At 48.7% G+C, this 24278-nt stretch carries 23 protein-coding genes; 4 read left to right on the forward strand and 19 right to left on the reverse strand.

Annotated elements, in window-relative coordinates:
* Positions 1–58 precede the first annotated feature (58 nt).
* The 3 genes from V3O24_RS14490 (at position 59) to V3O24_RS14500 (ending at position 3152) form a co-directional block, all read left to right on the forward strand.
* Positions 59–715 (forward strand): c-type cytochrome, encoded by a 657-nt coding sequence (locus tag V3O24_RS14490; protein WP_331307767.1) that lies wholly within the window; start codon positions 59–61, stop codon positions 713–715.
* 93 nt (positions 716–808) lie between these two features.
* The gene (locus V3O24_RS14495) at positions 809–1429 is read left to right on the forward strand and encodes a thiol:disulfide interchange protein DsbA/DsbL (RefSeq protein ID WP_331307768.1); all 621 of its coding nucleotides are present in this window, start codon (positions 809–811) and stop codon (positions 1427–1429) included.
* Positions 1430–1613: 184 nt separating this feature from the next.
* Positions 1614–3152, forward strand: a complete 1539-nt coding sequence (locus tag V3O24_RS14500; RefSeq protein WP_104422194.1) for a GGDEF domain-containing protein — start codon at positions 1614–1616, stop codon at positions 3150–3152.
* Between the two features lie 9 nt (positions 3153–3161).
* Here V3O24_RS14500 and V3O24_RS14505 read toward each other — a convergent pair whose 3' ends face one another.
* The 17 genes from V3O24_RS14505 to mnmG form a co-directional block, all read right to left on the reverse strand.
* Positions 3162–3707 (reverse strand): DUF2058 domain-containing protein, encoded by a 546-nt coding sequence (locus V3O24_RS14505; RefSeq protein WP_104422195.1) that lies wholly within the window; start codon positions 3705–3707, stop codon positions 3162–3164.
* A 3-nt stretch (positions 3708–3710) separates the two neighbouring features.
* Positions 3711–5564, reverse strand: a complete 1854-nt coding sequence (gene glmS / locus V3O24_RS14510; protein WP_331307769.1) for a glutamine--fructose-6-phosphate transaminase (isomerizing) — start codon at positions 5562–5564, stop codon at positions 3711–3713.
* A gap of 1 nt (position 5565) precedes the next feature.
* On the reverse strand, positions 5566–6936 hold the full coding sequence (gene glmU / locus V3O24_RS14515) for a bifunctional UDP-N-acetylglucosamine diphosphorylase/glucosamine-1-phosphate N-acetyltransferase GlmU (RefSeq protein ID WP_331307770.1): 1371 nt from the start codon (positions 6934–6936) through the stop codon (positions 5566–5568).
* Between the two features lie 155 nt (positions 6937–7091).
* Positions 7092–7514 (reverse strand): F0F1 ATP synthase subunit epsilon, encoded by a 423-nt coding sequence (locus V3O24_RS14520; protein ID WP_104422198.1) that lies wholly within the window; start codon positions 7512–7514, stop codon positions 7092–7094.
* A gap of 57 nt (positions 7515–7571) precedes the next feature.
* Positions 7572–8951 carry a F0F1 ATP synthase subunit beta gene (gene atpD, locus V3O24_RS14525; protein ID WP_104422199.1) on the reverse strand — a complete coding sequence of 460 codons (1380 nt, stop codon included), beginning with the start codon at positions 8949–8951 and terminating at the stop codon, positions 7572–7574.
* Between the two features lie 38 nt (positions 8952–8989).
* The gene (gene atpG, locus V3O24_RS14530) at positions 8990–9853 is read right to left on the reverse strand and encodes a F0F1 ATP synthase subunit gamma (RefSeq protein ID WP_331307771.1); all 864 of its coding nucleotides are present in this window, start codon (positions 9851–9853) and stop codon (positions 8990–8992) included.
* A gap of 12 nt (positions 9854–9865) precedes the next feature.
* On the reverse strand, positions 9866–11407 hold the full coding sequence (atpA, locus tag V3O24_RS14535; protein WP_104422201.1) for a F0F1 ATP synthase subunit alpha: 1542 nt from the start codon (positions 11405–11407) through the stop codon (positions 9866–9868).
* A 20-nt stretch (positions 11408–11427) separates the two neighbouring features.
* Complete coding sequence (locus tag V3O24_RS14540; RefSeq protein WP_104422202.1) at positions 11428–11958, reverse strand: F0F1 ATP synthase subunit delta; 531 nt, start codon at positions 11956–11958, stop codon at positions 11428–11430.
* Between the two features lie 5 nt (positions 11959–11963).
* Positions 11964–12437, reverse strand: coding sequence for a F0F1 ATP synthase subunit B (locus V3O24_RS14545; protein ID WP_104422203.1), 474 nt, complete (start codon positions 12435–12437; stop codon positions 11964–11966).
* Positions 12438–12475: 38 nt separating this feature from the next.
* Positions 12476–12745 carry a F0F1 ATP synthase subunit C gene (gene atpE, locus V3O24_RS14550; protein WP_217182871.1) on the reverse strand — a complete coding sequence of 90 codons (270 nt, stop codon included), beginning with the start codon at positions 12743–12745 and terminating at the stop codon, positions 12476–12478.
* Between the two features lie 63 nt (positions 12746–12808).
* Complete coding sequence (atpB, locus tag V3O24_RS14555; RefSeq protein WP_331307772.1) at positions 12809–13582, reverse strand: F0F1 ATP synthase subunit A; 774 nt, start codon at positions 13580–13582, stop codon at positions 12809–12811.
* Positions 13583–13607: 25 nt separating this feature from the next.
* Positions 13608–13979: an ATP synthase subunit I gene (locus V3O24_RS14560; RefSeq protein ID WP_104422205.1), complete on the reverse strand. Its 372-nt coding sequence runs from the start codon at positions 13977–13979 to the stop codon at positions 13608–13610.
* A gap of 282 nt (positions 13980–14261) precedes the next feature.
* On the reverse strand, positions 14262–15128 hold the full coding sequence (locus tag V3O24_RS14565) for a ParB/RepB/Spo0J family partition protein (protein ID WP_331307773.1): 867 nt from the start codon (positions 15126–15128) through the stop codon (positions 14262–14264).
* 53 nt (positions 15129–15181) lie between these two features.
* The gene (locus V3O24_RS14570; protein ID WP_331307774.1) at positions 15182–15463 is read right to left on the reverse strand and encodes a hypothetical protein; all 282 of its coding nucleotides are present in this window, start codon (positions 15461–15463) and stop codon (positions 15182–15184) included.
* Complete coding sequence (locus V3O24_RS14575; protein ID WP_331307775.1) at positions 15460–16236, reverse strand: ParA family protein; 777 nt, start codon at positions 16234–16236, stop codon at positions 15460–15462. Before V3O24_RS14575 ends, V3O24_RS14570 begins: the two co-directional genes overlap by 4 nt.
* The gene (gene rsmG, locus V3O24_RS14580) at positions 16236–16871 is read right to left on the reverse strand and encodes a 16S rRNA (guanine(527)-N(7))-methyltransferase RsmG (RefSeq protein ID WP_331307776.1); all 636 of its coding nucleotides are present in this window, start codon (positions 16869–16871) and stop codon (positions 16236–16238) included. The genes V3O24_RS14575 and rsmG overlap by 1 nt, the downstream gene beginning before the upstream one ends.
* The gene (mnmG, locus tag V3O24_RS14585) at positions 16871–18742 is read right to left on the reverse strand and encodes a tRNA uridine-5-carboxymethylaminomethyl(34) synthesis enzyme MnmG (protein WP_331307777.1); all 1872 of its coding nucleotides are present in this window, start codon (positions 18740–18742) and stop codon (positions 16871–16873) included. Before mnmG ends, rsmG begins: the two co-directional genes overlap by 1 nt.
* 470 nt (positions 18743–19212) lie before the next feature.
* Here mnmG and V3O24_RS14590 point away from each other — a divergent pair, with 470 nt between their 5' ends.
* Entirely contained in the window at positions 19213–19428 is a 216-nt protein-coding gene (locus V3O24_RS14590) for a hypothetical protein (protein ID WP_331307778.1), read from the forward strand.
* 106 nt (positions 19429–19534) lie between these two features.
* Here V3O24_RS14590 and V3O24_RS14595 read toward each other — a convergent pair whose 3' ends face one another.
* Both V3O24_RS14595 and V3O24_RS14600 read right to left on the reverse strand, forming a co-directional pair.
* Positions 19535–22900, reverse strand: a complete 3366-nt coding sequence (locus tag V3O24_RS14595) for a hypothetical protein (protein ID WP_331307779.1) — start codon at positions 22898–22900, stop codon at positions 19535–19537.
* On the reverse strand, positions 22897–24132 hold the full coding sequence (locus V3O24_RS14600) for a hypothetical protein (RefSeq protein ID WP_331307780.1): 1236 nt from the start codon (positions 24130–24132) through the stop codon (positions 22897–22899). The genes V3O24_RS14595 and V3O24_RS14600 overlap by 4 nt, the downstream gene beginning before the upstream one ends.
* Positions 24133–24278 lie beyond the last annotated feature (146 nt).

The raw sequence follows: 24278 nt of genomic DNA on the forward strand, positions 1-24278 counted from the left end.
CAACCCGAATAACTAAAAAGACTGGCATAAATGATTAACCATTCCGAAGGGGAATTTGATGAAGAAAAAATTGCAGGTACTTTCAATTTCTCTGGCGTTGACCAGTGCTACGAGTATTTTACATGCAGAAGGCAATATTAACGCAGGAAAACAAAAAGCCGAATCCTGCGCCAGTTGTCACGGGGAAAACGGTAACAGCATGGTAGCAACTTTCCCCAAGCTTGCACAGCAACATTCTTCTTATCTGGAACAGCAGTTGCGCTCATTTAAAGACGGCAGCCGCAACGACCCCATGATGTCGGCTATGGCTCAGACATTAAACGATGCGGATATTGCCGATATTTCCGCATACTACGCCGCGCAAAAGGTTTCGGAAAACACCTTGCCTGTCTTGGCGGCTGACGATGAAAAACCGGCCGGCAACAAAGATGTCCAGGCCATCATTGCTCAAGGCAGCGACCTATACCGCAACGGCAACCTAAAAAGCGAAGTGTCCGCCTGTATCGCCTGCCACGGTCCTTTTGGCGAGGGCAATAAACCCGCCTCATTCCCGGCATTGAAATCGCAACATGCCGACTATTTGATCAAAGCACTTACCGACTTTAAATCCGGCGCACGCAGCAATAATCCGGAAAACATCATGCACATGATTGCAAAGAAGATGACGGATGAGGAAATAAAAGCCGTTTCTTATCGCATATCGATGATGAAATAAGCTTAATTTATAAAACTCCGTAGGTCGGGCTACGCCGCATTCGATTGTGCTTTGGGCAAGCCCGGCCTGCAAACCCCATAGAGAACTTCAGCCATGCTTAAAAAAATCGCTCAAACCAGCTTATTAGTCTTATTATTTTCCTGCTCAACCTTATTAAAAGCTGAATCCGCCGGTTATGAAACCCTGTCGCAGGCACAGCCCACCCACAATCCCGATAAAATTGAAATCATTGAGTTCTTCTGGTACGGCTGTCCACATTGCTATAGCTTTGAACCGGTACTGGAAGCATGGGTAAAAAATCTGCCTAAAAACGTCGAGTTTATACGGCAACCCGCTGTATTCAGCGACCTTTGGGGCAAACATGCCAAAGCTTATTTTACGGCTGAAGCGCTGGGCGTAGTCGACAAAGTTCATGCCGACTTTTTCGATGCCATACAAAACAAAAAACAACACCTTGAAACCGAAGATGAGCTGGCCAAATTCTTTGTTGCGCACGGGGTTAACGAAAAAGAATTCCATGACGCCTACAATTCGTTTCTGGTCGACTCAAAAATGCGCCAGGCAGCCGCTACAGCGGGTCGTTACGGGGTAACCGGCGTTCCTGCAATCATCGTTAACGGCAAGTATAAAACCAATGGTCCTTTAGCCGGTTCTCATGAAAAAATGATAGACGTCATCAATCAGTTGATTCAAAAGGAAAGCGCGGCAAAATAACTGTGTCCTGCATCAACTGATTGCCCTCAACTGCCGGGGATGGCGGAAGTGCCGTAATTAGCACAACCACATTAAAGGCCGTTGCCGAGGAAGCCGAAACAAACCGATGCGATAGATTAGGCCGACTTGCAAGTCCTACCCATTACACAGCACACTTACTCCTTAACATTTAGCAAGGTCTATCATGAGTTTTTTCAGTAAAGCAGCCGACCAAGATAAATGGAAAGAAAAGTATTTAAATCTGCTTGATGAACAGGAACAATCCGCAGAGTCTTACAAGGAAAAAGAAGACCTGCTTTGTAAAACAATAGTGCGTCTAACTATTGCAACCACAGGACTGGAGCCCCTTCTCGATCCGCATCTGCTGAGCATCCGCGATCAATTAAAAAACGGCATCAATAGCCATACGCTTAAAGACGAGCTTGAAAAATTCACTAATTCCGTCGCTCAGATCAAACATGCGCCACCGCAAAATCAAGCGCCGGAAACCGATCTGCTTTTTACTTTCCTGCTTCAGCAATATACAGCTGAAACACAGCAGAACGCCCTTAAGCAACTGAAGAAAAAAACCGAAACAGAAGCATTCGGGACTCCCAATCAATTGTTTATCGCGATACTTGAAGCCATTGAACCCGACAACGATACGGCGGCATCCAATGTCATCGCCGGACACATCGATATTGAAATTGTCAGCAAACAATTATTGCACTTGCTGGAAGGCATCGAAATTCCCAGCATTTTTGATCAGCAGGCGCAAGCAGCTAAAAGTCTGCTTGCCGCTGCCGCTAAAAACCCGGCCTCTTTTGAAACTATTCTGGATAAATCCTTCAAGCTCCTGCTTAAAATCAAACAACATAGCCAATCAGAACAACAAGACATAGATAAATTTCTCTCCCATATTACCGAACAGTTGGCGACACTGGATATTAGCGTGATGGGAGCCAGTACGGCCGCTCAAAAATCGGCCGAAAACAGGACCAAACTGGATCAATCCGTTTCTGAACAAATGGAGGAACTCAAGTTAAGCTCAACCAACGCCACTAAGCTGGAACCTTTAAAAGGGATTATCAGCAACCGATTAGCCAACATTGCCAAAGAAATTCAGGAACACACCCAAAAAGAAGCGATTCAACGCCAAAAAACGCAGCAACAACTGGACGATTTAGCTAATAAAATAAAAGAAATGGAGTCGGAATCCACCGAGCTCAAATCAAAATTGAAAATCGCCAATAACCAGGCATTGCGCGACCCATTAACAGGCCTGCCAAATCGCAATGCCTATAACGAGCGCCTGGAAATCGAACTGGCTCGCTGGAAACGCTATCATTCCCCATTAAGCCTCATCGTCTGGGACATTGATCATTTCAAAACCATCAATGACAGCTATGGCCATAAAGCCGGTGACAAGGTGTTGCTGTTAATAGCCAAACAATTATCCGACCACTCCCGGGCAACCGATTTTATTTCCCGCTTTGGCGGCGAAGAATTTACTATGCTGCTGCCGAATACCGACACCCAATCGGCGTTGGTACTGGCCAATCAACTGCGTCAAACCATTGAAAAAACGGGCTTTAATGCCAGCGGCGCTTCCGTTGCGATCACCATTTCATGCGGCCTTACCGAGTTTATCCTAAATGATACGGATGAAACCGCATTTGAGCGAGCAGACCAGGCGCTTTACTTGGCTAAAGAGCAGGGCCGCAACCGTTGCTGCGTTTTGTAACCTCCCTCCCTACCAGATCAAATCGTCGGGAACTTGATACGCCGCATAAGGATCATCAGCCGCATCGGCCGTTTTATTGGACTCATTAAATACAATCACGCTGGCCGCATCGCGCGACTGTATCTTTCTTGCGGCTTCGGCCCCCACCACTTCATACTGTTGCCCAAGCTTTACAATAGCCAACCGTCCCTCGGCAATTTGATCGCGCATCGCTTCTGAGACGTACAGCCGCTTGACCTTATTATTGTCGGTAAAATTATAGGCCAAGCCTTCTGGATCTTGAGGATGCCTGTTTAACTCAATAATCTGTTTAATTTGCGCTGCCAACTGCTTTTGCTCTTCCTGCTGCTGGCGCAACTGATTAAGCTGCCTGTCCTTTTCGATTTTTTCAGCCTGCGCTTTTTGAGCCAACTCCTTCGCCTCGTCAACCACCTCAACTTTATTCTTGCGTTGCTGCTGGGTTTGCTTGTGCTTCTCCGATTTAATGGTTTTGGCCTTAGCGGCGCTGACTAAACCGGATTTTAACAATTGCTCCTGCAATGATAATTTTGCCATTGTCTATTCCACCGTAACCGATTTTGCAAGATTCCTGGGCTGGTCAACATCCGTACCTTTTAACACCGCGACATGATAAGCCAGCAGCTGTAACGGGATCGTATATACAATCGGCGAAATCTCATTGCCGACTTGAGGTATTTTTACAATCCGCACATTTTCATCATTGGCAGAGGCTAATGTTTCATCCATAAAAACAATTAGTTGCCCGCCCCTGGCGCTGACTTCGTGAATGTTTGATTTCAGTTTTTCCAACAGGCTGTTATTGGGCGCCACTGTCACCACCGGCATGTCGGCATCGATCAATGCCAGCGGGCCGTGTTTTAACTCGCCAGCCGGATAGGCCTCGGCATGGATATAGGAAATTTCTTTCAATTTTAACGCGCCCTCCATCGCTATCGGATAATGGGTGCCTCTACCCAAAAATAAGGCATGCTGTTTTTCGGCAAATTGCTCGGCCAGGACTTTAATTTCATCATTCAAACGCAATACTTTTTCAATCTTGCCCGGCAAGCTGAACAATTCCGAGGTAATTTTTTGCTCTACTATTTCAGTCAACTGAAAACGCCTGCCGACGGCAATGACCAGCAACATTAATGTTGCCAATTGGGTGGTGAATGCCTTGGTTGATGCAACGCCGATTTCAGGACCCGCCCGGGTCATTAATACCAAATCGGATTCCCTGACCAGCGAACTCTCCGGCACGTTGCAGATGGCTAATGAATATTTTGCCCCGAGCTTCTTGGCCTCCAGTAATGCCGCCAAAGTGTCGGCTGTTTCGCCGGATTGCGAGAGGGTCACAATCAGGGTATTGGGCGCTAACACCGGACTTCTGTAGCGGAACTCGCTGGCTACTTCGATGTTACAGGGGACGCGGGCCAGCTCCTCAAACCAATAACGCGCGACCAAGCCGGCATGATAACTGGTGCCGCAAGCTAAAATCTGGATAGCTTTTATGTTGTCAAACACTTCCGCCGCGTTATGCCCGAATGCGTTTTCCTGTAAGCGGTTATTGATGAATCTGCCTTCCAATGTTTGCGAGATAGCAAAGGGCTGCTCATAAATTTCTTTCAGCATGTAATGGCGGTACTCGCCTTTCTCGGCGGCATCCGCTGTCAACTGGCTTTCTATGATCGGACGACTGACAGATTGATCATTCAAATCGTAAATAACCGGTCCGTCTATGGTGATCGCGGCTATGTCACCGTCTTCCAAAAATATAAACCGTTGCGTAACCGGCAGCAATGCCGCCACGTCAGAGGCGATAAAATACTCGCCTATGCCGACGCCGATAACCAGCGGGCTGCCTTTTCTGCACGCTATCAGGGTATCGGGGTAATCAATACTCATGATGCCGAGAGCATAAGCGCCTTCCAGCTTCTTGACCGTCTTTTTAACGGCGCTCAGCAATCCATCGGTAGCCTGCCCTGAGCTTGGCCGAATCGATTCCATTGCATGATCAATTTCATGTGCGATAACTTCAGTATCGGTTTCCGAAGTGAACTCGTACCCGAGTTGCTGCTGCACTTCTCTTAAATGCTCATGGTTTTCAATGATGCCGTTATGAACTACAACCACCGTATCCCGGCTGATATGCGGATGCGCATTAGCCGTACTGGGTTTACCGTGAGTAGCCCATCGGGTATGGGCTATACCGACATGGCCTGAAATAGGCTCGGCTTCCAACAATGTTTCAAGGCCTTTGACTTTGCCCAGCTCCCGTTTCCGGTAGATTTGCTGATTATTGATAACCGCAAGGCCGGCCGAATCATAACCGCGATATTCCAGCCGCTTTAAACCTTCCATCAGAATAGGCACTACATTTCGTTGCGCAATACCGCCTACAATTCCACACATGTTATTTCTCCTTCTTAACGGGCCGTTGCCATCCTGTAATAGACACTTGTTTGCCTCTGCTTAACGTCAACTGGTTTTCGGGAGTGTCTTTAGTAATCGTCGATCCTGCGCCTATCGTGGCGTTTTTGCCGACCGTAACCGGTGCGACCAACTGGCTATTGGAACCGATAAAGGCGCCGTCTTCAATAATGGTCCTGAACTTATTAACGCCATCATAATTACAGGTGATGGTTCCGGCTCCCACATTCACTTTGCTGCCGATCGTGGCATCGCCTATATAACTCAAGTGATTTATTTTGCTGCCTGCGGCTACCGTTGATTTCTTGATTTCTACAAAATTACCGATATGGACGTCTTCAGCCAGAACACTGTCCGGCCTTAATCTGGCATAAGGGCCGATTCTGCTGCCTTGTCCTATGACGGCGTCTTCTATGACGCAGTTTGCCAGAATTTCCACATAATCGCCGATGATAGAGTTTTTTATTTGGGTGTTCGCGCCTATTTTGACATTACTGCCGATGCTGTTTTTTCCCTCTAAAATCACATTAATATCGATTTCTATGTCTTGCCCCAGACTTTCTATCGAACCTCTTTGGTCAAAGCGGTTCGGGTCTTTTAGGGTGACCCCCCGCTCCATCAAGCTATTGGCTTGCTCTTGCTGATAAACACGCTCCAAGTGGCTGAGCTGTATGCGGTTATTAACGCCCAGAACCTCATCCTCGGTTTCCGGCTGGCTGGTAACGATATTGACTTGATCGGCAACCGCCATTTCAATCACATCCGTCAAATAGTATTCGCCCTGGGCATTGCTGTTGTTTAACCGGCTCAACCATTTTTTCAACTGTCGGCCTTGCACCGCCATGATGCCGGTATTAATTTCATTAATCAGCTTTTCACCGGCAGTCGCGTCTTTTTCTTCGACAATTTTTGTAACCTGCCCGGCGGCATTTCGAACTATTCTGCCATAACCTGCCGGGTTGGCGAGATTCACCGTGAGCAACGCCAAAGATTGGTCATTGACGTTATTTATCAGTAACTTGACCGTTGCCAATTTCAGCAAAGGCACGTCACCGTACAGTATCAAAACGGTGTCGGCATCGGCAATTTGATCGCTGACCTGTTGCACTGCGTGCCCGGTACCCAACTGCTGCTTTTGTTCTACCCAATCGGCCTCTAAATGCTTTAAAGTCTCGGTGACTTGCTCCGCACCGTGGCCTACAACAATCTTGACAGTATTATGTTGCAATTGCTTAGCAGTGTCATAGACATGCTGCAACAACGGTCTATTGGCAATTTTATGTAAAATTTTGGGCAACTCCGAACGCATACGCGTTCCTTTACCCGCCGCAAGAATAATGGTCGTTATTTTCATTTGATATTCCGTTACAAATCTGTCTGGAACAGATTTGCATTTACCCGAAGGGCGTCAGGCAGAACAGCCTGACGTGAAACCAAAAAAGCCCGATAGCGTATTAACACGTTATCGGGCTTCTCAAAAAGGGCAAAGGCAGTCGTGCAATATCCCGACTACCCGCCGCGCTTTCTAAATCTATCGAGAGTTCTTAATTGCATAATAGCTTCCTGCAATTGTGCCTGAGCCGCTGCAAAATCAATTTTGCCCGATTTATCGGTTAATGCTTCTTCAGCCCTGGCTTTTGCTTCTATTGCGGCCGCCTCATCAATATCTTTCGCTCTTATAGCCGTATCGGCCAGAATAGTAATGAGATGGGGTTGAATCTCCAGCATCCCACCTGACACATAAAACGGATAAATTTCCTTGTCGCTGACTTTTACCCGAACTTCGCCGGGTTTAAGCCTGGATATTAAAGGCGCATGCCGAGGCGAAATACCCACCTCGCCGAGTTCGGCCGGGGCAAATACCATTTCCGCTAATCCAGAAAATATTTCCTTTTCTGCACTAACGATATCTACATGTACGGTCATGGTCATGTTTGTTGCCTATATGGATGCAGGTAAAGGATATGAACTTTACCTACAGATTTTAACTTATTTCATTCCTTTTGCTTTCTCAAGCGCTTCGTCTATGGTACCAACCATATAGAAAGCCTGCTCAGGAATAGCATCGTATTCACCGTCGATAATACCTTTGAAACCGGCAATAGTATCTTTCAGCGACACATATTTACCAGGTGAACCGGTAAATACCTCGGCAACGAAGAAAGGCTGAGATAAGAAGCGTTGCATTTTACGCGCTCGTGCTACGGTCAATTTATCTTCCTCAGACAATTCGTCCATACCCAAGATCGCAATAATGTCGCGCAATTCTTTATAACGTTGCAGGATACCCTGGACCTTACGCGCCACATCATAATGCTCTTGACCAATGACTAATGGATCCAACTGACGGCTGGTGGAATCCAGCGGGTCAATCGCAGGATAAATACCTAACTCGGCAATTTGACGAGACAATACCACGGTTGCATCCAAATGCGCGAAAGTGGTTGCAGGCGATGGATCTGTCAAGTCATCCGCTGGTACATATACCGCTTGAATAGAGGTAATGGAACCGGTTTTGGTTGAAGTAATACGTTCTTGTAATACGCCCATTTCTTCGGCCAGCGTAGGTTGGTAACCCACAGCAGAAGGCATACGACCTAAAAGCGCCGATACTTCAGTACCCGCCAAGGTGTAACGGTAAATATTATCAACGAAGAATAGTACGTCACGGCCTTCATCACGGAAGTATTCCGCCATCGTCAAACCGGTCAACGCAACGCGCAATCTGTTTCCTGGCGGCTCGTTCATTTGACCGTAAACCAGCGATACTTTGTCGATTACGTTTGAATCGGTCATTTCGTGATAGAAGTCGTTCCCTTCACGAGTACGCTCGCCTACACCGGCAAATACCGAGTAACCGCTGTGCTCAATCGCGATATTACGGATCAGCTCCATCATGTTAACGGTCTTGCCGACACCGGCCCCGCCGAACAATCCGACTTTACCACCTTTGGTAAACGGACAGACCAAATCGATAACCTTGATGCCGGTTTCGAGTAGCTCGGTTGCCGCCGCCTGCTCAGCATAACTGGGTGCTTCACGGTGGATGCCCCACTTTACTTTTTCGCCGATAGGACCTTTTTCGTCGATGGGCTCGCCCAAGACGTTCATAATGCGCCCTAAAGTTTCCTGGCCGACCGGCACTGCAATAGCTGCCTTAGTATTACTGACTTCCAAGCCTCGGCTTAAACCGTCGGTACTACCCATAGCAATAGTTCTGACGACACCATCACCTAATTGCTGTTGAACTTCCAGCACTAGGCCTATACCTTCTACATTTAAGGCGTCATATACTTTGGGCAGGTCTGTACGTGAAAATTCCACGTCAACGACCGCGCCGATAATCTGAACGATTTTACCCGAACTCATTGAGTTGTCCTCTTGTGTTGTGTCATTTTTACTTGGGCTTAAACAGCTGCGGCACCGGCAACAATTTCTGAAATTTCCTGAGTGATAGCAGCTTGTCTGGCTTTGTTATAAACCAGTTGTAATTCGCTGATAATATTTCCGGCATTATCCGAAGCACTCTTCATCGCCACCATTCTGGCCGCCTGTTCGCAAGCGTTATTTTCAACCAGTCCTTGATAAACGATGGATTCGGTATAGCGGGTTAACAAATGGTCCAAAACTTCTTTGGCATCAGGTTCATAAATATAATCCCAATGCCCGTTTAGGCCTTCATCAAGCTCACCGGCTACCACTGGCAGTAATTTCTCGATAGTAGGCTTCTGCGTCATGGTATTAACGAACTCATTGTATACTACATGCAGCTCGTCAATTGCACCCTGCGCGTAAGCATCCAACATAATTTTAATGATGCCGATAATGTCATGCTGGTGCGGCGTGTCACCTAATTTAGAAACATGCCCGACTAGATTTGCTTTCAGATTACCAAAAAAACCAAACGCCTTGGTACCTATTGTACAAATGTCTATTTCAACATTCTCTTTGTTCCATTCTGTCATCTGTGTCAGAGTTTTTCTGAACAAATTTGAATTCAATCCTCCGCACAAGCCTCTGTCGGAACTGATTACAATAATGCCAACCCGCTTGACCGGACGTTCAACGAGAAAAGAATGTTTATACTCCGGATTTGCGTGAGCCAGATGTTTGATAATCTGCCCAATCTTTTTGGAGTATGGCCGTGTCGCCATCATTCTGTCTTTTGTTTTACGCATTTTACTCGCAGCAACCATCTCCATTGCCCGGGTAATTTTTTGAGTATTTTTAATACTTCCGATCTTGCTGCGTATTTCTTTACCAACAGCCATCTTAAGACCCTTTTACCAGCTATGAGTTTTGACGAAAGTCTGAATAGCGGTCAGCATACCCTTTCTTATGTCATCGCTAAAATCGCCCGTTGCATTAATGTTGTTCATTAATTCAGAATGCTCTGCCGCCAAGTACGACTGTAAAGCCGCCTCAAAATCAAGCACCTTGTTAACTTCCACGCCGTCAAGAAATCCTTCATTAGCGGCGAACAATGAAGCGGCCATTTGCGCGACCGACATAGGTGAATATTGATTCTGTTTCATCAGTTCGGTTACGCGTTGACCGCGTTCAATCTGCTTGCGAGTACTTTCATCCAAGTCGGATGCAAACTGTGCGAAAGCCGCCAACTCACGATATTGCGCCAAATCGAGACGTGTACCGCCACCCAATTTCTTGATGATCTTGGTTTGAGCAGCACCACCTACACGCGATACCGATAAACCTGCATTCACCGCAGGCCGGATACCGGAGTTGAACAAGTTGCTTTCCAGAAATATCTGACCGTCGGTAATTGAGATTACGTTAGTCGGTACAAAAGCCGATACGTCGCCGCCTTGAGTTTCAATAATCGGCAATGCAGTTAATGACCCTGTTTTGCCTTTTACCTTGCCGCCGGTCAGTTTCTCAACTTCGGCTGCATTAATCCGTGACGCTCTTTCCAGCAAACGGGAATGCAAGTAAAACACGTCCCCTGGATACGCTTCGCGGCCTGGCGGACGACGCAACAACAAGGAAATCTGACGGTAAGCCCAAGCTTGCTTGGTTAAATCATCATAAATGATCAGCGCATCTTCGCCGCGATCCCTGAAAAACTCACCCATCGAACAACCTGTATAAGGCGCGATAAATTGCAGCGCGGCCGATTCCGATGCCGATGCCGACACGATGATCGTGTGTTCCATCGCGCCATGCTCTTCAAGCTTTCGCACAACGTTGGCAATTGATGAACGTTTTTGACCGATAGCCACATAGATACATTTAATACCTGTACCTTTTTGATTGATAATCGCATCAACCGCAATAGCCGTTTTACCGGTTTGTCTGTCGCCGATGATTAACTCGCGCTGGCCGCGGCCTACCGGAATCATCGCGTCGATAGATTTCAAGCCCAATTGCACGGGCTGATCAACCGATTGACGGGCAATTACCCCAGGAGCGATTTTTTCAATCGGCGAAGTTTCGGTGGTTTCGATAGCGCCCTTGCCGTCGATAGGATTACCCAGCGCATCAACGACGCGACCCAGCAATGCTTCCCCGACAGGAACTTCCAGAATTTTTCCGGTGCATTTTACGGTGTCGCCTTCCGAGATATGCTGGTATGGACCTAATACCACCACACCCACGGAATCTCTTTCAAGGTTAAGCGCCATGCCAAAGGTGTTGCCTGGAAATTCCAGCATCTCGCCTTGCATCGCTTCCGAAAGGCCATGCACTCGCACAATACCGTCAGTCACACTGACGACGGTACCTTCGGTGTGAGACTCGGCGCTCAAGTCGAAGTTTTCGATCTTCTTTTTAATCAGATCACTTATTTCAGATGGGTTTAATTGCATGTTCTGTTTCTCGCTCTAGTTTAGAGTCGTTTTGCTAATTGTTGAAGCTGGCCTTTAATGGAACCGTCAATCACCCTGTCGCCTGCACGTACCACTACGCCGCCGATTAAAGATTTATCCACGGTCACATTCATATGGACTTTTTTGCTTAGCGTTTTTTCCAGCGTTGAAGTGAAACCTTGCTTTTCTTCTTTGGAGAAGGCGTAAGCAGTTGTCACTTCAACATCGACATAACCTTCGCTTTCCGCCCTATAGGCTTCAAATAAATACGCAATAGTCGGCGCCAAAGTTAACCGGTTGTTTTGAATTAGTAATTTCAGAAAATTCGCACCTTCTTCATTTACGTGTTCCTGGCAAATATCGAGCATCAACTCAGACAACCTCGCGTTACTTACTTTGGGATTATCCACTACAACAGAAATCTCTTTATCATTCAGCACAGCCGATATAAACGCCAAACTTTTCGACCACTTTTCTGTAGTACCAGTCTCCAAGGCTCGCTTGAATACCGCTGCTGCATAGGGCCTTGCCAATGTTGCCAGTTCGCTCATTATGCTTAACCCAATTGATTAGAAATTTTGCTCAGGATGTCTTGGTGCTTGGTTTTATCGATTTCCGCACTCAGAACCTGTTCCGCTGCCAGCAAAGCCAAGGCCGATACCTCTTTACGCAAACTTTCTTTAGCCTGTTGTTTTTCCTGCTCAATCTGCGCCTTTGCCACCTGAAGCAAACGCTCGCCTTCTTTTTTGGCGGTGTCTTTTGATGCTTCGACAAGCTCATTGGCACGTTTTTGAGCCAGATTCACAATCTCCGAAGACTGTTCTTTGGCTTCTTTTAAAACGCCTTTGGCTTTTTTCTCCGCCAAATGCATCTGTTCCTGACCTTTTTCAGCGGCAGCCAAACCATCGGCAATTTTCTTTTTACGTTCTTCTAAAGAGTCAAATAAAGGCGGCCAGATGTACTTCATGGTAAACCATACCAGAAGTGCAAAGGTTATCATTTGCCCAATCAGAGTAGCATTGATACTCACGATGCGTTCCTCTTGTTGCTATTAAAGTTAAACGGCTATTAACCCGCTGCCGCAGCTGTTACAGCAGACAGGAATGGGTTAGCGAAGGTAAAGAACAGCGCCAAGCCAACGCCGATCATGGTTACCGCGTCTAACAGACCCGCAACAACAAACATTTTTACTTGCAGCATAGGAACCATTTCAGGTTGACGAGCAGCACCTTCCAGGAATTTTCCACCTAACAGACCGAAGCCTATCGCTGTTCCTAAAGCTCCCATACCCAGAACCAGACCCACTGCGATAGCAGTCATGCCTTGTACATCAGCAATCAATTTTGCAATTTCCATGAAACCTCCAAACCTATAGTTAATTATAAAAAAGTTAAAAAATCTTTAATGATCTTCGTGCGCCATACTCAGGTAAACAATGGTCAATACCATGAATATAAATGCCTGTAGCGTGATAATTAAAATATGAAAAACAGCCCAGGGAAAACTCAACACCGGCTGAATATACCAAGGCAATAAAGCGATCAAAATAAAGATCAGCTCACCCGCATACAGGTTTCCGAATAAACGAAGCGCCAATGAAATGGGCTTTGCAATTTCTTCTACTAACTTTAACAGCAGATTGAAGGGTAACAGCCAAGGGCCAAACGGCTGGAACATCAGTTCTTTAGCAAACCCCCAAGGGCCTTTTACTTTAATGCTGTAGAAAATAATCAGACAGAATACGGAAATTGACATTGCAAATGTTGCATTCAAATCCGTACTTGGAACGACGCGCAGGTATTCAATACCCATCATCGAACCGATTAACGGCAATATATCAACCGGGAACAAGTCCATGAAGTTCCACAGAAATACCCAGCAAAAAATGGTCAATGCCAAAGGCGCGATTAATTTGTTTTTACCGTGGAAGCTATCTTTAACCTGGGTATCGACAAACTCAATCAGCATTTCTACAAAATTCTGAACCAATCCCGGTACGCCGGCGGTAGCCTTTTCTGCCGCCATCTTAAAAAACCAGACAAACAGGCCGCCCAGAACCGCTGAGAAAAACAAGGTATCCAGATTCAATGCCCAGAAACCCTCGCCCACGGTCAGCGAAGTTAAATGGTGAATAATATAACCGGTTGCACCTTCGGCATGAGCTTCGGTAGCCATCGTTCCTCTCTAAGTATAAATAATGTCAGCGCATCAACAGCGCAAACCAAAAAACCGATAAAGCTGCTACGTATACTGCGAGCAGCGGTAATATTTCTATGTTTGGAAGCTGGAAAATCATAAAGAACAGCGCGGCTGTTAACAATAACTTGCCTGATTCCCCGGCATAAAAAGATCTTACGATCTTTCTTGCTTCCTGCCCTGCGGATCGATATACCCGCAATGCAAAATACAGATTCGGAATAAACGCCGCCGCCCCGCCTAAAGCCGCCGATAAAGCGTAAGGCCTACCTCCTGCCAGGGCAAATCCTGCCGTCATTAGCGCTATCATAAGGATTTGATAACTTATGATTTTACTGACAGTAGTGCGCTTTGTATTGACCACTCTCAATTCCATACTCAACATCGGGGGAATTATATCTAGCGGACTCCATTAAATCAAGGAAGATTGATGTACCGTATGGTTTATATTCTGATTCCCTTGTACACTTGATCTTTTGAGCATGATCTATTAAAAAAAATCATGCCAAGCCGTAGCGTAAAGACGCACCTGAACAACCTTTTGCTATACGCTCACCGCCCATAAGCGGTTTAGATAGAAAAGCGGCCGGCATCGAAAGCTCAAACAATAAACTCAGGGCCGCTTTTGATCGCTCTTCATCCGCCAACATATTACCTGTCACGCTCTAATCTGCTCAAGAATCCCATCCAGCTCTTCCAAACTGGAATAAGCGATGACCAGCTTTCCGCCGCCATTTTCCTTATGCTCAATGACTACTTTTGCCCCCAGTTTCGCGGTCAGGTCCTCCTGCAAACGCAAGGTATCGTTGTCTATTACCTTTACCTTAGGGGGTTTTGGCTCGGCTTGGCTGTCTTTAACCAGACGCTCCGCCGCCCTGACCGTTAAGCCCTCCTTGACGATCTTGTTGGCCGCAGCCACTTGCTTCGGGCCATCCAAAGACAGCAGCGCTCTCGCATGGCCCATTTCCAGCTGCCTGTTAATCAAGAACTTTTTCACGTCCGGGTGCAAATCGATCAATCTCAATAAATTGGTCACCGTCGCGCGCGACTTGCCGACTGCATCGGCAACTTGCTGATGGGTCATTTCAAACTCGTCCAACAGCCGCCTTAACGCTTCGGCCTCTTCCAAAGGATTCAGGTCTTCCCGCTGGATATTCTCGATCAGCGCTATTGCCATTGCGGTGCGGTCGTCTATCTCCTTGATGACCACCGGAACCTGCTGCAACCCGGCTAATTGCGCGGCCCGCCAACGCCGCTCACCGGCAATAATTTCGTACTTGTCCGGGGCAATCTTACGCACCACAACAGGCTGTATGATGCCTTGCGCTTTGATGGAATCGGCCAGTTCTTGCAGTTTTTCGGGGTTAATATCTTTTCTTGGCTGATACTTGCCCCGCTGCATGTATTCGACCGGCAGGGTGTGCAGCTGATGGCCTTCCCCGGTGTCGCCGTGATCGTCTTTACCGGAAACACTGCCCAATAAAGCGTCCAGCCCTCGATTTAATCCCCGTTTTTTCACAGCCATAATTCAATTTTTCTCTTTTTTAACATTTCACCGGCAATGCCCGTTGCGCTGATTTACGATAAATCAGCGCGGACTATCGCTTCAAATTCTTCTATCAACTTTCTTAGAGCCTCGGCTTCTGCCAACAGAGTAAGGTGCTCTCTTTGAATGTCCTTAAAAAAGGCCACCAGCATTGCTGTTTGTCCGCCTGCTTCCCCGGCGCTCTGCATTTCATCCTGATCCGCATCTTTAGCTGCCGGATAAGCGCCCGCTTGCCCAGTCTTCGGTTGATGCTTTTCCTCTTCCGCCAACAAAGCTTCAAGCCCCCGACCTAGTCCACGTTTTTTTAAAGTCATTTGCTGGATTTTTTTTCTTTTCTGATCATTTCACCCGCCAATGCGATATAGGCCACAGACCCGCGCGACGATTTATCGTAACTCAACACCGGCAAACCATGACTTGGGGATTCCGCCAAGCGAATGTTTCTTGGAATGCAGGTTCGGAATACCTTATCGCCGAAATAGCGGATCAATTGCTCCGATACGTCCTTGGTCAGGCGATTTCTGTCGTCATACATGGTTCGCAGGATGCCTTCCAGATGCAGCTCGGGATTAACGCTGTCCTGGATGTTTTTCAAGGTGCTCATTAACGCGGACAAGCCTTCCAACGCATAGTATTCGCATTGCATCGGTATCAACAGGCTGTTGGCGGCGACCATCGCATTTAAGGTCAGCATGTTCAACGAAGGCGGACAATCGATCAAAATAAAATCATAGTCCGCTTTGATCGGAATCAAGGCGTCGGCCAGCCGCCGCTCCTTATGATCGGCATGCATCAATTCCACTTCAGCCGCCGTCAGGTCTGAATTGCCCGGAATCACCGAAAAACCGATATCAGGCAGCTTGATGACCGTTTCCGACGCAGGCACTTCTTCCATCAACAAATCGTAGCTGGAATATTTAACTTCCTGCTTATCGATGCCGCAGCCCATCGCCGCATTACCCTGCGGATCAAGGTCCACCAGCAATACGCGCCGGTTAGCCGCAGCCAGCGAAGCCGCCAGATTTACGCTGGTGGTGGTTTTTCCTACACCGCCTTTTTGGTTGGTTATGGCAATTATTTTTCCCACTAGCTTACCTCGACCTGTTCAGGTGATTGTATTCGTACCAGACATCGTTCAACGTCAGCCCCCGGAACGCTAACCGATATGACGGATTTTTTGGCTGTTATCTCTGCCAGCTCTGCATCCAGACTCTGCCCCTTCATTGCCAGCAACACGCCATCCTTGACCAGCAAATGCGCAGTCAGTTTCACTATATCGGGCAAGCTGGCGAACGCCCTGGTAAGAACCGCATCATACGCGGGCTCAGGATGATAATTTTCCACGCGGCTATGCACAACTGCTACGTTTTTAAGCTTTAACTCCAGAACGACCTGCTGCACAAACCGGGTTTTTTTGGCATTGCTGTCAAGCAAGGTAAAGCTAGTTTCGGGCAGGCAGATCGCCAACGGAATGCCGGGCAGCCCTGCCCCGGTGCCAATATCGATGATGCGTTTGCCCTCGACATGCGGAACAATCGCCAAGCTGTCCAGTATATGCAGCCGCGCCATCTCTTCCCTATCCCGTATCGCGGTCAGATTATAGGCTTTATTCCACTTTTCAATCAGCTTTATAAAATCAAGCAACTGATCGACTTGATGGTCAGTTACGTTTAGGTTTAATTCGGCTATCCCGGAAACCAGGATTTTTCGGGAGGCTTCCATCAGGCGTTTTTCTTCTTTAGATAAACCAGCAACAGGGAAATTGCGGCCGGAGTGATACCGGGGATACGCGAGGCCTGGCCCAAGGTTTCCGGCCGCTGCTTTTTAAGCTTCTCACTGACTTCATTGGACAGGCCGGGAACGCCGCTGTAATCGATCACCTCCGGCAGGCGCAGGTGATCGTAGCGCAAAGCTTTGTCGATCTCGGTTTGCTGTCTGTCGATGTAACCGGCATATTTGGCCTGAATTTCAACCTGCTCGGCTACCTGCGGATCTATATCCCCCGCATCATCTATAAACGACAGCAGTTGCCGAATATCCACTTCCGGGCGGCGCAGCAAATCCATCAGATTGGCTTCCCGCATTAACGGCTTGCCCCAATATTGCTCGACTTGGCCCGCCTGTTCCGTTTCCGTCCTGACCCATTTCTTTTTCAGGCCGTCCTGCAACTCTGAGATGGCCGCCCGCTTGGTCTCGAAAGCCTGCCAGCGCTCGTCATCAACCAAGCCCAATTCCCTGCCTTTTTCGGTCAGACGCAAATCGGCGTTGTCTTCCCTCAGCAGCAAGCGGTATTCAGCGCGGCTGGTGAACATCCGGTACGGCTCTTGGGTGCCGCGCGTAATCAAATCGTCGATCATCACGCCGATATAAGCCTCGTCGCGTCCCGGACACCAGCTGTCGAGGCCTTTAACCAGGCGCGCCGCATTAAGCCCCGCGATTAAGCCCTGAGCCGCCGCTTCTTCATAACCGGTGGTGCCGTTGACTTGCCCGGCAAAGAACAGCGCGTCCATGTGCTTGGTTTCCAGCGACGACTTCAAATCCCTGGGATCGAAAAAATCGTATTCAATCGCATAACCGGGGCGCAAGATTTCAGCATTTTCAAAACCCAGCATCGAGCGCACCAGCTCATACTGCACATCGAAAGGCAGACTGGTCGATATGCCGTTAGGGTAAATCTCATGGGTATTCAAACCTTCCGGCTCGACAAAAATCTGGTGCGAATCCCGGTCGGCAAAGCGCACGACCTTGTCTTCAATCGACGGGCAATAACGCGGCCCGACGCCCTCGATAATGCCCGAATACAAGGGCGAGCGATCCAGGCCGGAGCGGATAATATCGTGAGTTTTATTGTTGGTGCGGGTGATATGACACGGAATCTGCCGGGGATGATGCTCGCGCTTGCCGATGAACGAAAACACCGGCACCGGATCGTCGCCGTGCTGCTCTTCCAGCTTGCTAAAATCGATGGTCCGGCCGTCGATACGCGGCGGCGTGCCGGTTTTTAAACGGTCGATCCTGAACGGCAATTCCCTTAACCGCTCGGCCAGGGCAATGGAGGCCGGATCGCCCGCACGGCCGCCGCTGTAGTTTTCCAGGCCGATATGTATTTTGCCGCCCAAGAAAGTGCCGGTGGTTAAAACCACGGCTCTTGCGCTAAAGTTCAAGCCCATTTGGGTTTTAACCCCGGCAACCCTGCCGCCCTCGACGATCAAATCGGACACGGTTTGCTGGAATAACGCCAGATTGGGCTGGTTTTCCAGCGCCGTTCTGACCGCCTGCTTATAAAGCTGGCGATCCGCCTGGGCGCGGGTCGCCCGAACCGCCGGGCCTTTGCTGGCATTCAATGTGCGAAACTGGATGCCGCCATGATCGATGGCTCGAGCCATCACCCCGCCTAACGCATCGACTTCCTTAACCAGATGCCCCTTGCCTATCCCGCCAATCGCAGGATTGCAGCTCATCTGCCCCAGGGTGTCGATATTTTGCGTCAACAACAGCGTGTTCGCGCCGCACCGGGCCGAAGCCAACGCCGCTTCCGTACCCGCATGACCGCCGCCAACCACAATGACATCAAAGTCTTTTCTAAATTTCACTAGCGTTATGTACTCTTAAAAAATGGTATATTACTGTTGTGTGGATTCACACAAACTTGACATATTATAAGAGGTAAATGATGAAAAGACGTAAAAATCAACAAGGAACCGATGGCGTTCCCAAGCAAAACCCGGTCGCAAAGTACGCGCGCCTGTTTAACAAAGCGCAAACTTTTTGCGATAAAAGCAAATACAGCCGCAAAGCAAAACACCCAAGGCAGGAGGCTAGTCCAATGGTTCCACGCGGAGTTATTGGACTAGCCTCTTGTTTTTTGACCCAAAGCCGGATTTCGGGCTTATTTCCTGTCGGCTAGACTCATTGTTGAATCACACCTGTGATAATTAATCGGCGCCATAGAGGGTAGACAACGGTTTACACTTCGGATTTTTGCTTGTTCCGGTATGCAGAGCAAGGAAGCAAACCGTAACCTATATTTTCAAATAGCAAAATAACCATCAGGATTAAAGCCATGATTAATATCACTATCGACAACCCCGACATAGAACAAATATTGCAGCAAACCTATGGCAATAATCACAGCCGCCTGATCAAAGAATTCAGCCAATTCATACAAGCTGCAAAAATTAAGGACGATATAGGCATTTCCATACACCAACTTGAACAGGGCGAAAGCGTAAAACTGGCGGATACGTTTACCCAAATCAAACGAAAATATGAAGAGTGAGCCGGAAATCGTCTTATCGCCTAAAGCTCTGCGACGACTGAAAGAGTTTGCCGGAAACGCCAATTCTCGCTGTCGCTCGAACCAGCTTATTCCGGCCTACCCGCCTTTAACGACCTTTACGTCGGCCTTTTTGCGCTAACCGACCTGTTGGTTCGGGGAGATTCAAAACGCGGCGAATAACAAGAACCAAATCCGGATCCAAACGTTGAAGAACTTTTTCCTTGTCCTTGGCGGCATGAACTTGGGCAAACATTTGAAGAATCTGCCCCCAGGCTTCGGCTGGCTCGCCCAATTTCTCTCTCAACAAACCGGCTAAGTCTTGCAGAAAACCGGCATCGTCGCAGTGGTTTACCAAGCCTTTGATTAGCTCCCACAAATGGCCGTCTGACTCGGTATCCGCAAGCGGCAGCAATTCTGTCAGACGTATGATAGAGGGCAGTTGATGGGCGATTGCCGCATAGGTTTGAGCGCGTCCATCAACCTTGAGCTGCTCGCTCCAAACCTCGCCTACACCAATAAAGGCCCTCGACGACTTTAATAAAGGCAAAACATCGGAATACCGTAGCAAGCAGGCAGCAAAATTATTCCACACGCCGTTATAAGCGACGGCGGCCAGTACCTCATCAAGCATAGAGGAAAGAAATTCCGCGCTTTTATCGTCAACAATATCCTTTAAGCATGCCTCGAAAACCGCCATCAAATCATGCGCAAGCATCCAACGGGTTACTCTGAAGAAACTCCGGCGCACTTTCCATAAATCTTCTATAGATATTTTATTAGCGAACTCGATGATAGCTTCCTTCACCAGTATTAGAATCTGTTCTGGCTTCTGCTGTCCCAAACTGAAAGACAGGAGATCCAAAGTCTCTATCATTAGATGTATATCGCCAATCGACTTGGCAATACTGTAAGCCTTGTTGAATGTACTCAGAGCCTCGTCAATGTTGCCCAACTCACTAAGCCCTCCTCCCTTAAAAGCTAAGGCGATAATCTGATCACGATATTCTTCAGTTGAAGAACTAAGCTCAAAAACTCTCTGCGCCAACTCAATAGCTTGTTCGTTCCGATTGAGTAGGCTTAAAACCGCTGTACAACCTTTTAACGACAACAGTTGCAAATCGGTATTACCTGCTGAAGCAGCAAGCCGCGCCGCCTCTTCAAACGCTGACGCGGCCTCGTCATACTTTTCCAGCTCATTCAGCATTTGACTTGCGGCAAATACAGCCTCTGCCTGAAAACTCAACTCGCCGAGCTCCTTAGCCAAATTAGCGGATTCGCGAAAAATAACTAGAGCCTGTTCCAGACGCTTCAGCTTTCTCAAACTATTGGCTTGAAGCCAGAGCAAACGGCATTGTCGGCTGGTGTCGTTTATGTCGGCTGCCAGTTGGGCCGCTTTGCCATATACCGGTTCAGCCCGTTCATGCTTATCTAATTTGCGCAGAACAACGCTCATAATAAATAGGGCAAGCACCTGATAATGGATTGCACCTGTAGTCACTGCCAAGTTCGCGGCTTTTTCCGACAGCGAAACGGCTTCTTCATATCGTTCGAGTTCATTGAGGCAAGACGCCTTCAATATGAGAACGCGAGCCTGCAAGTTTTGCGACTCTATACTCTCGGCCAATGTGTAGGCTTCGTCCGTTGCGGCAATAGCTTCCCGATAGCGGCCTTTATCGTTCGCAAAATTCCATGCTCGATCACATAACGCCACCGTCCTCGCATAAGCATTATCAGCCTGCTCGGCAAGCTCTGCTGACTGAGCGGCATAATCTGAGGCTCTGGCGCGATCCTGTCGTATCGAATCAGCGAAGGCAATCAGTTCGTCCAAAACCAGAATCTGCGAATCCTTGTCGCCGTTCGCTTCGACCATTTGTAGCGCTTCAATCAAGGTCGCCTCGGACTCGTTGTCCATCCGGCAGCGGGAAAGCGCTTTTGCCTCCAATAATATGGACACTGTCTTGCTTAACCTAGTGCTGGCTTGATCAGCCGCATCTTTCCAACGTTTAACGGAAAGTTCCGGCTGCCGCTTCAACTCGGCTTGGGCAGCGACAGCTTCATCAGTGCTTAAACCGGCCAAATGGAACAGTTCCGACGGAACACCTATCACACAGTCATCCCGATACTGACAATAACCATCCAGAGACTCGCACAGAAACGGGCTATTCAACGCATAAAGCTTCGCATCCGCCCACTCGCCTGCTTCCAAATGCCGCCGCGCTTGCTGTTCGCGCTCGCGCAAAGTAAAAAAACTTTCCAGCAATTCGGCAATAGGCGCTAGTCCTAAAGCGTGTTCCGGCTCGCCATAGCGTCGCCGGTAAAAATGCACGAACAGCCTATCGCGTAAGCGGTACAGCTTGCCTGCGCCTTGCGCGTCCTGATCCGCAACCAATAAGCGACCGGATTGCAAATAGCGGAAAGCATCGGCGATCTGCGCCTGCGAAGTTGCGCCCACCCGTGCCGCCAATTCGGTCTGCGTGCAAGGTTCGCCCTTGCGAATCAATGCATCAAGCAAGGCGACGGATTGCGGCGGCAAGTCATCGAGACGACGGCGGTAGTAATCGGCGAGATGGTCGCTCAAAGAATCAAGAATCGTAGCGATGCTGCGAGCATCGGGGCTAGCTAATGCTTCACCCAATAACTGGGCTAAACGAGGATTACCGCCAATGAATTCGGCGATGGCGCGAGCTCGGGCTTCTTCTTGCGGCGATAACGCCGCTTGCTGCTCCAGCTCGCGGCGGCGGTTGAAGTAGGCGATACAGTCGTCGCTGTTCCAAATGCGCAAATCCAAGGTTTTGAAAGCCTGGAACAGCGGACGATCATAGTCTTGATCCACCGTACCGGTGGCTGCGGCAATCAACATCAAACGCGAGCCTTTAGCATTCATCAGTTTGCGCAGCAATTGTTCGGCGTTGCTTTGCTCAACGGCGCGGGCACTGGCAGCCTTTTTTTGAGTAACGGAGCTACTGCCGAACAGGCTGCTGGTAAGGATATCGAAATTTTCCACCATCGCCACCACCAGACCTTGCCCCTGTCCGAAGCGCTGATCCAACGCAGTATCCAGCTCATCGACAGCGGCCTGCCAAGCCTCTGCCAGCGGACGAAACTCCAAAGTAAAAGCGGAGGTTTCCCAGCCTGCGCCGCGCACTTTGGCCGCGATGGCTAGAATTAATTGCGGCGCGGTACGGATGTTGTATTGCTCCTCGGGCAACAGAGCAGACACTACTTGCAATCCTTCTTCCCTCGCCAGCCGTTCGATTTCGATTTCAACCATGCGCATCAGGAAAGATTTACCGGAACCACGCTCGCCATAGACGATGAGGTGTTGAGCGGTCTGCTGCGGCTGACTCGCCGCCCGCCGCACCGCTTTGATGATTTCGGCCAGTTCCAGGTCGCGGGCAGTAGCTACCGCCTGCACCACCTCTGCCGTCATACGGTGAGTATTAAATGTTTCGATTAGGCGTTTGCGGCTCATCGACGCGATCCCCTGCGTTGTTTCCACCACGCCAGCATTAGACCGGAGGCCACCCGCCACTGCTGACTGCCGTCGCGTTCCGCTCGTACCGCCAAGAAACCGTCTTCCCGCAGAATGTTCAGCGCATCGCCAAGATCGGCCTCGGACATTTCACCGCTGGGATCAAGCGCATCATACAGCGCATCCCGCGCTACCGGAGAATCAGCTTTTATCACTGCTTGCAAGGCACCATTCAACAGTTTCGGCAGAGGTTCCGGCAAATTTCGGTAAAGTTTGAGTCGCTTGTCGAATTGCTGGTAAAAGGTATCATCGAAATCCGGTCGCACTTTTTCGGCGAACAGATCGGAGAAACGCTCAATACTTGCAGCGCGTCCGCCCAATGTGGTCTGTTCGAAGCCTTTTTGCAGCATTGCGGGATAGAAGGCGACGGTTTCTTCAAGCAGCGCGGTAGTATGCGCCTCGGTCCAGCTGGCAATTTCGCCGCCAACGGCCAAGGCGTCGACCAATGCTTTCGCCTCGTCGGACTCGAATGGAGGCACGTTCAGCGGGCCAAGATCGTTTAGATGATTCAAATCCAAGCCATACTGGCGGCCCAAAGCGACCATGCCTATCGACCCCATTAACAGCATCGGTACGCCTTTGTTTCGCCAGCGACGTAACGCCGCGAGCAACACATCCACCCGAGCCACCCCTTTGTCGACATCGCTTTGGAGTATGCTGCGACACAACCAAGGAAACTCGTCGATAACCAAGACTACGCGGTCGTTTTGATCAATAGCGTTTTCCACCGCCGACATAATCGGCCCGAAATACGCGAGCAGCTCATCAGCTTTACCACTCATGGCTTTGCTAAATGCATCGCGGGCGCTTTTGGCGATGGCGTTATCGTCCAAGATTAGCTTCGTCACCCGAGCTTTCAAGCCTTCGCTGGGCAATTTGCCAAGAATGGACTGCAACAACATGACTTCGGAACTCATGCCTTCGGCATCTTCTTTCACCACCGTGAAACCGGCCTTTCGTAAGCGTTCGCAACAAGCAGAGGCTTCACTGGATTTACCGATGCGGCGTAAACCGAAAAGCTTAGCGCCGTTGGACCGGGTCATGACACTGTCGAACTCATCCTCCAATGCTTTGCGCGGGAAAAATTTATCACCGCCAACCTCGGTTCCGATATGAGGCACGATGGCCTCGGGATGACTGCTCGATAATGGATTTCCATCTCTGCTGTTCATGCAACCTCACTATAGCTTTCTTGTTATATATAAATAATACTATACCGCATATCCTATTATATAGAAAACAATATATATTAAAATTACTATACACACGCAAAGCTAGTAATTTTTTAATCTCTCGGAACTATTTAATCGCAAAACGA

Source organism: Methylobacter sp. Wu8, from assembly GCF_036440755.1.
GTDB lineage: Bacteria > Pseudomonadota > Gammaproteobacteria > Methylococcales > Methylomonadaceae > Methylobacter_A > Methylobacter_A tundripaludum_A.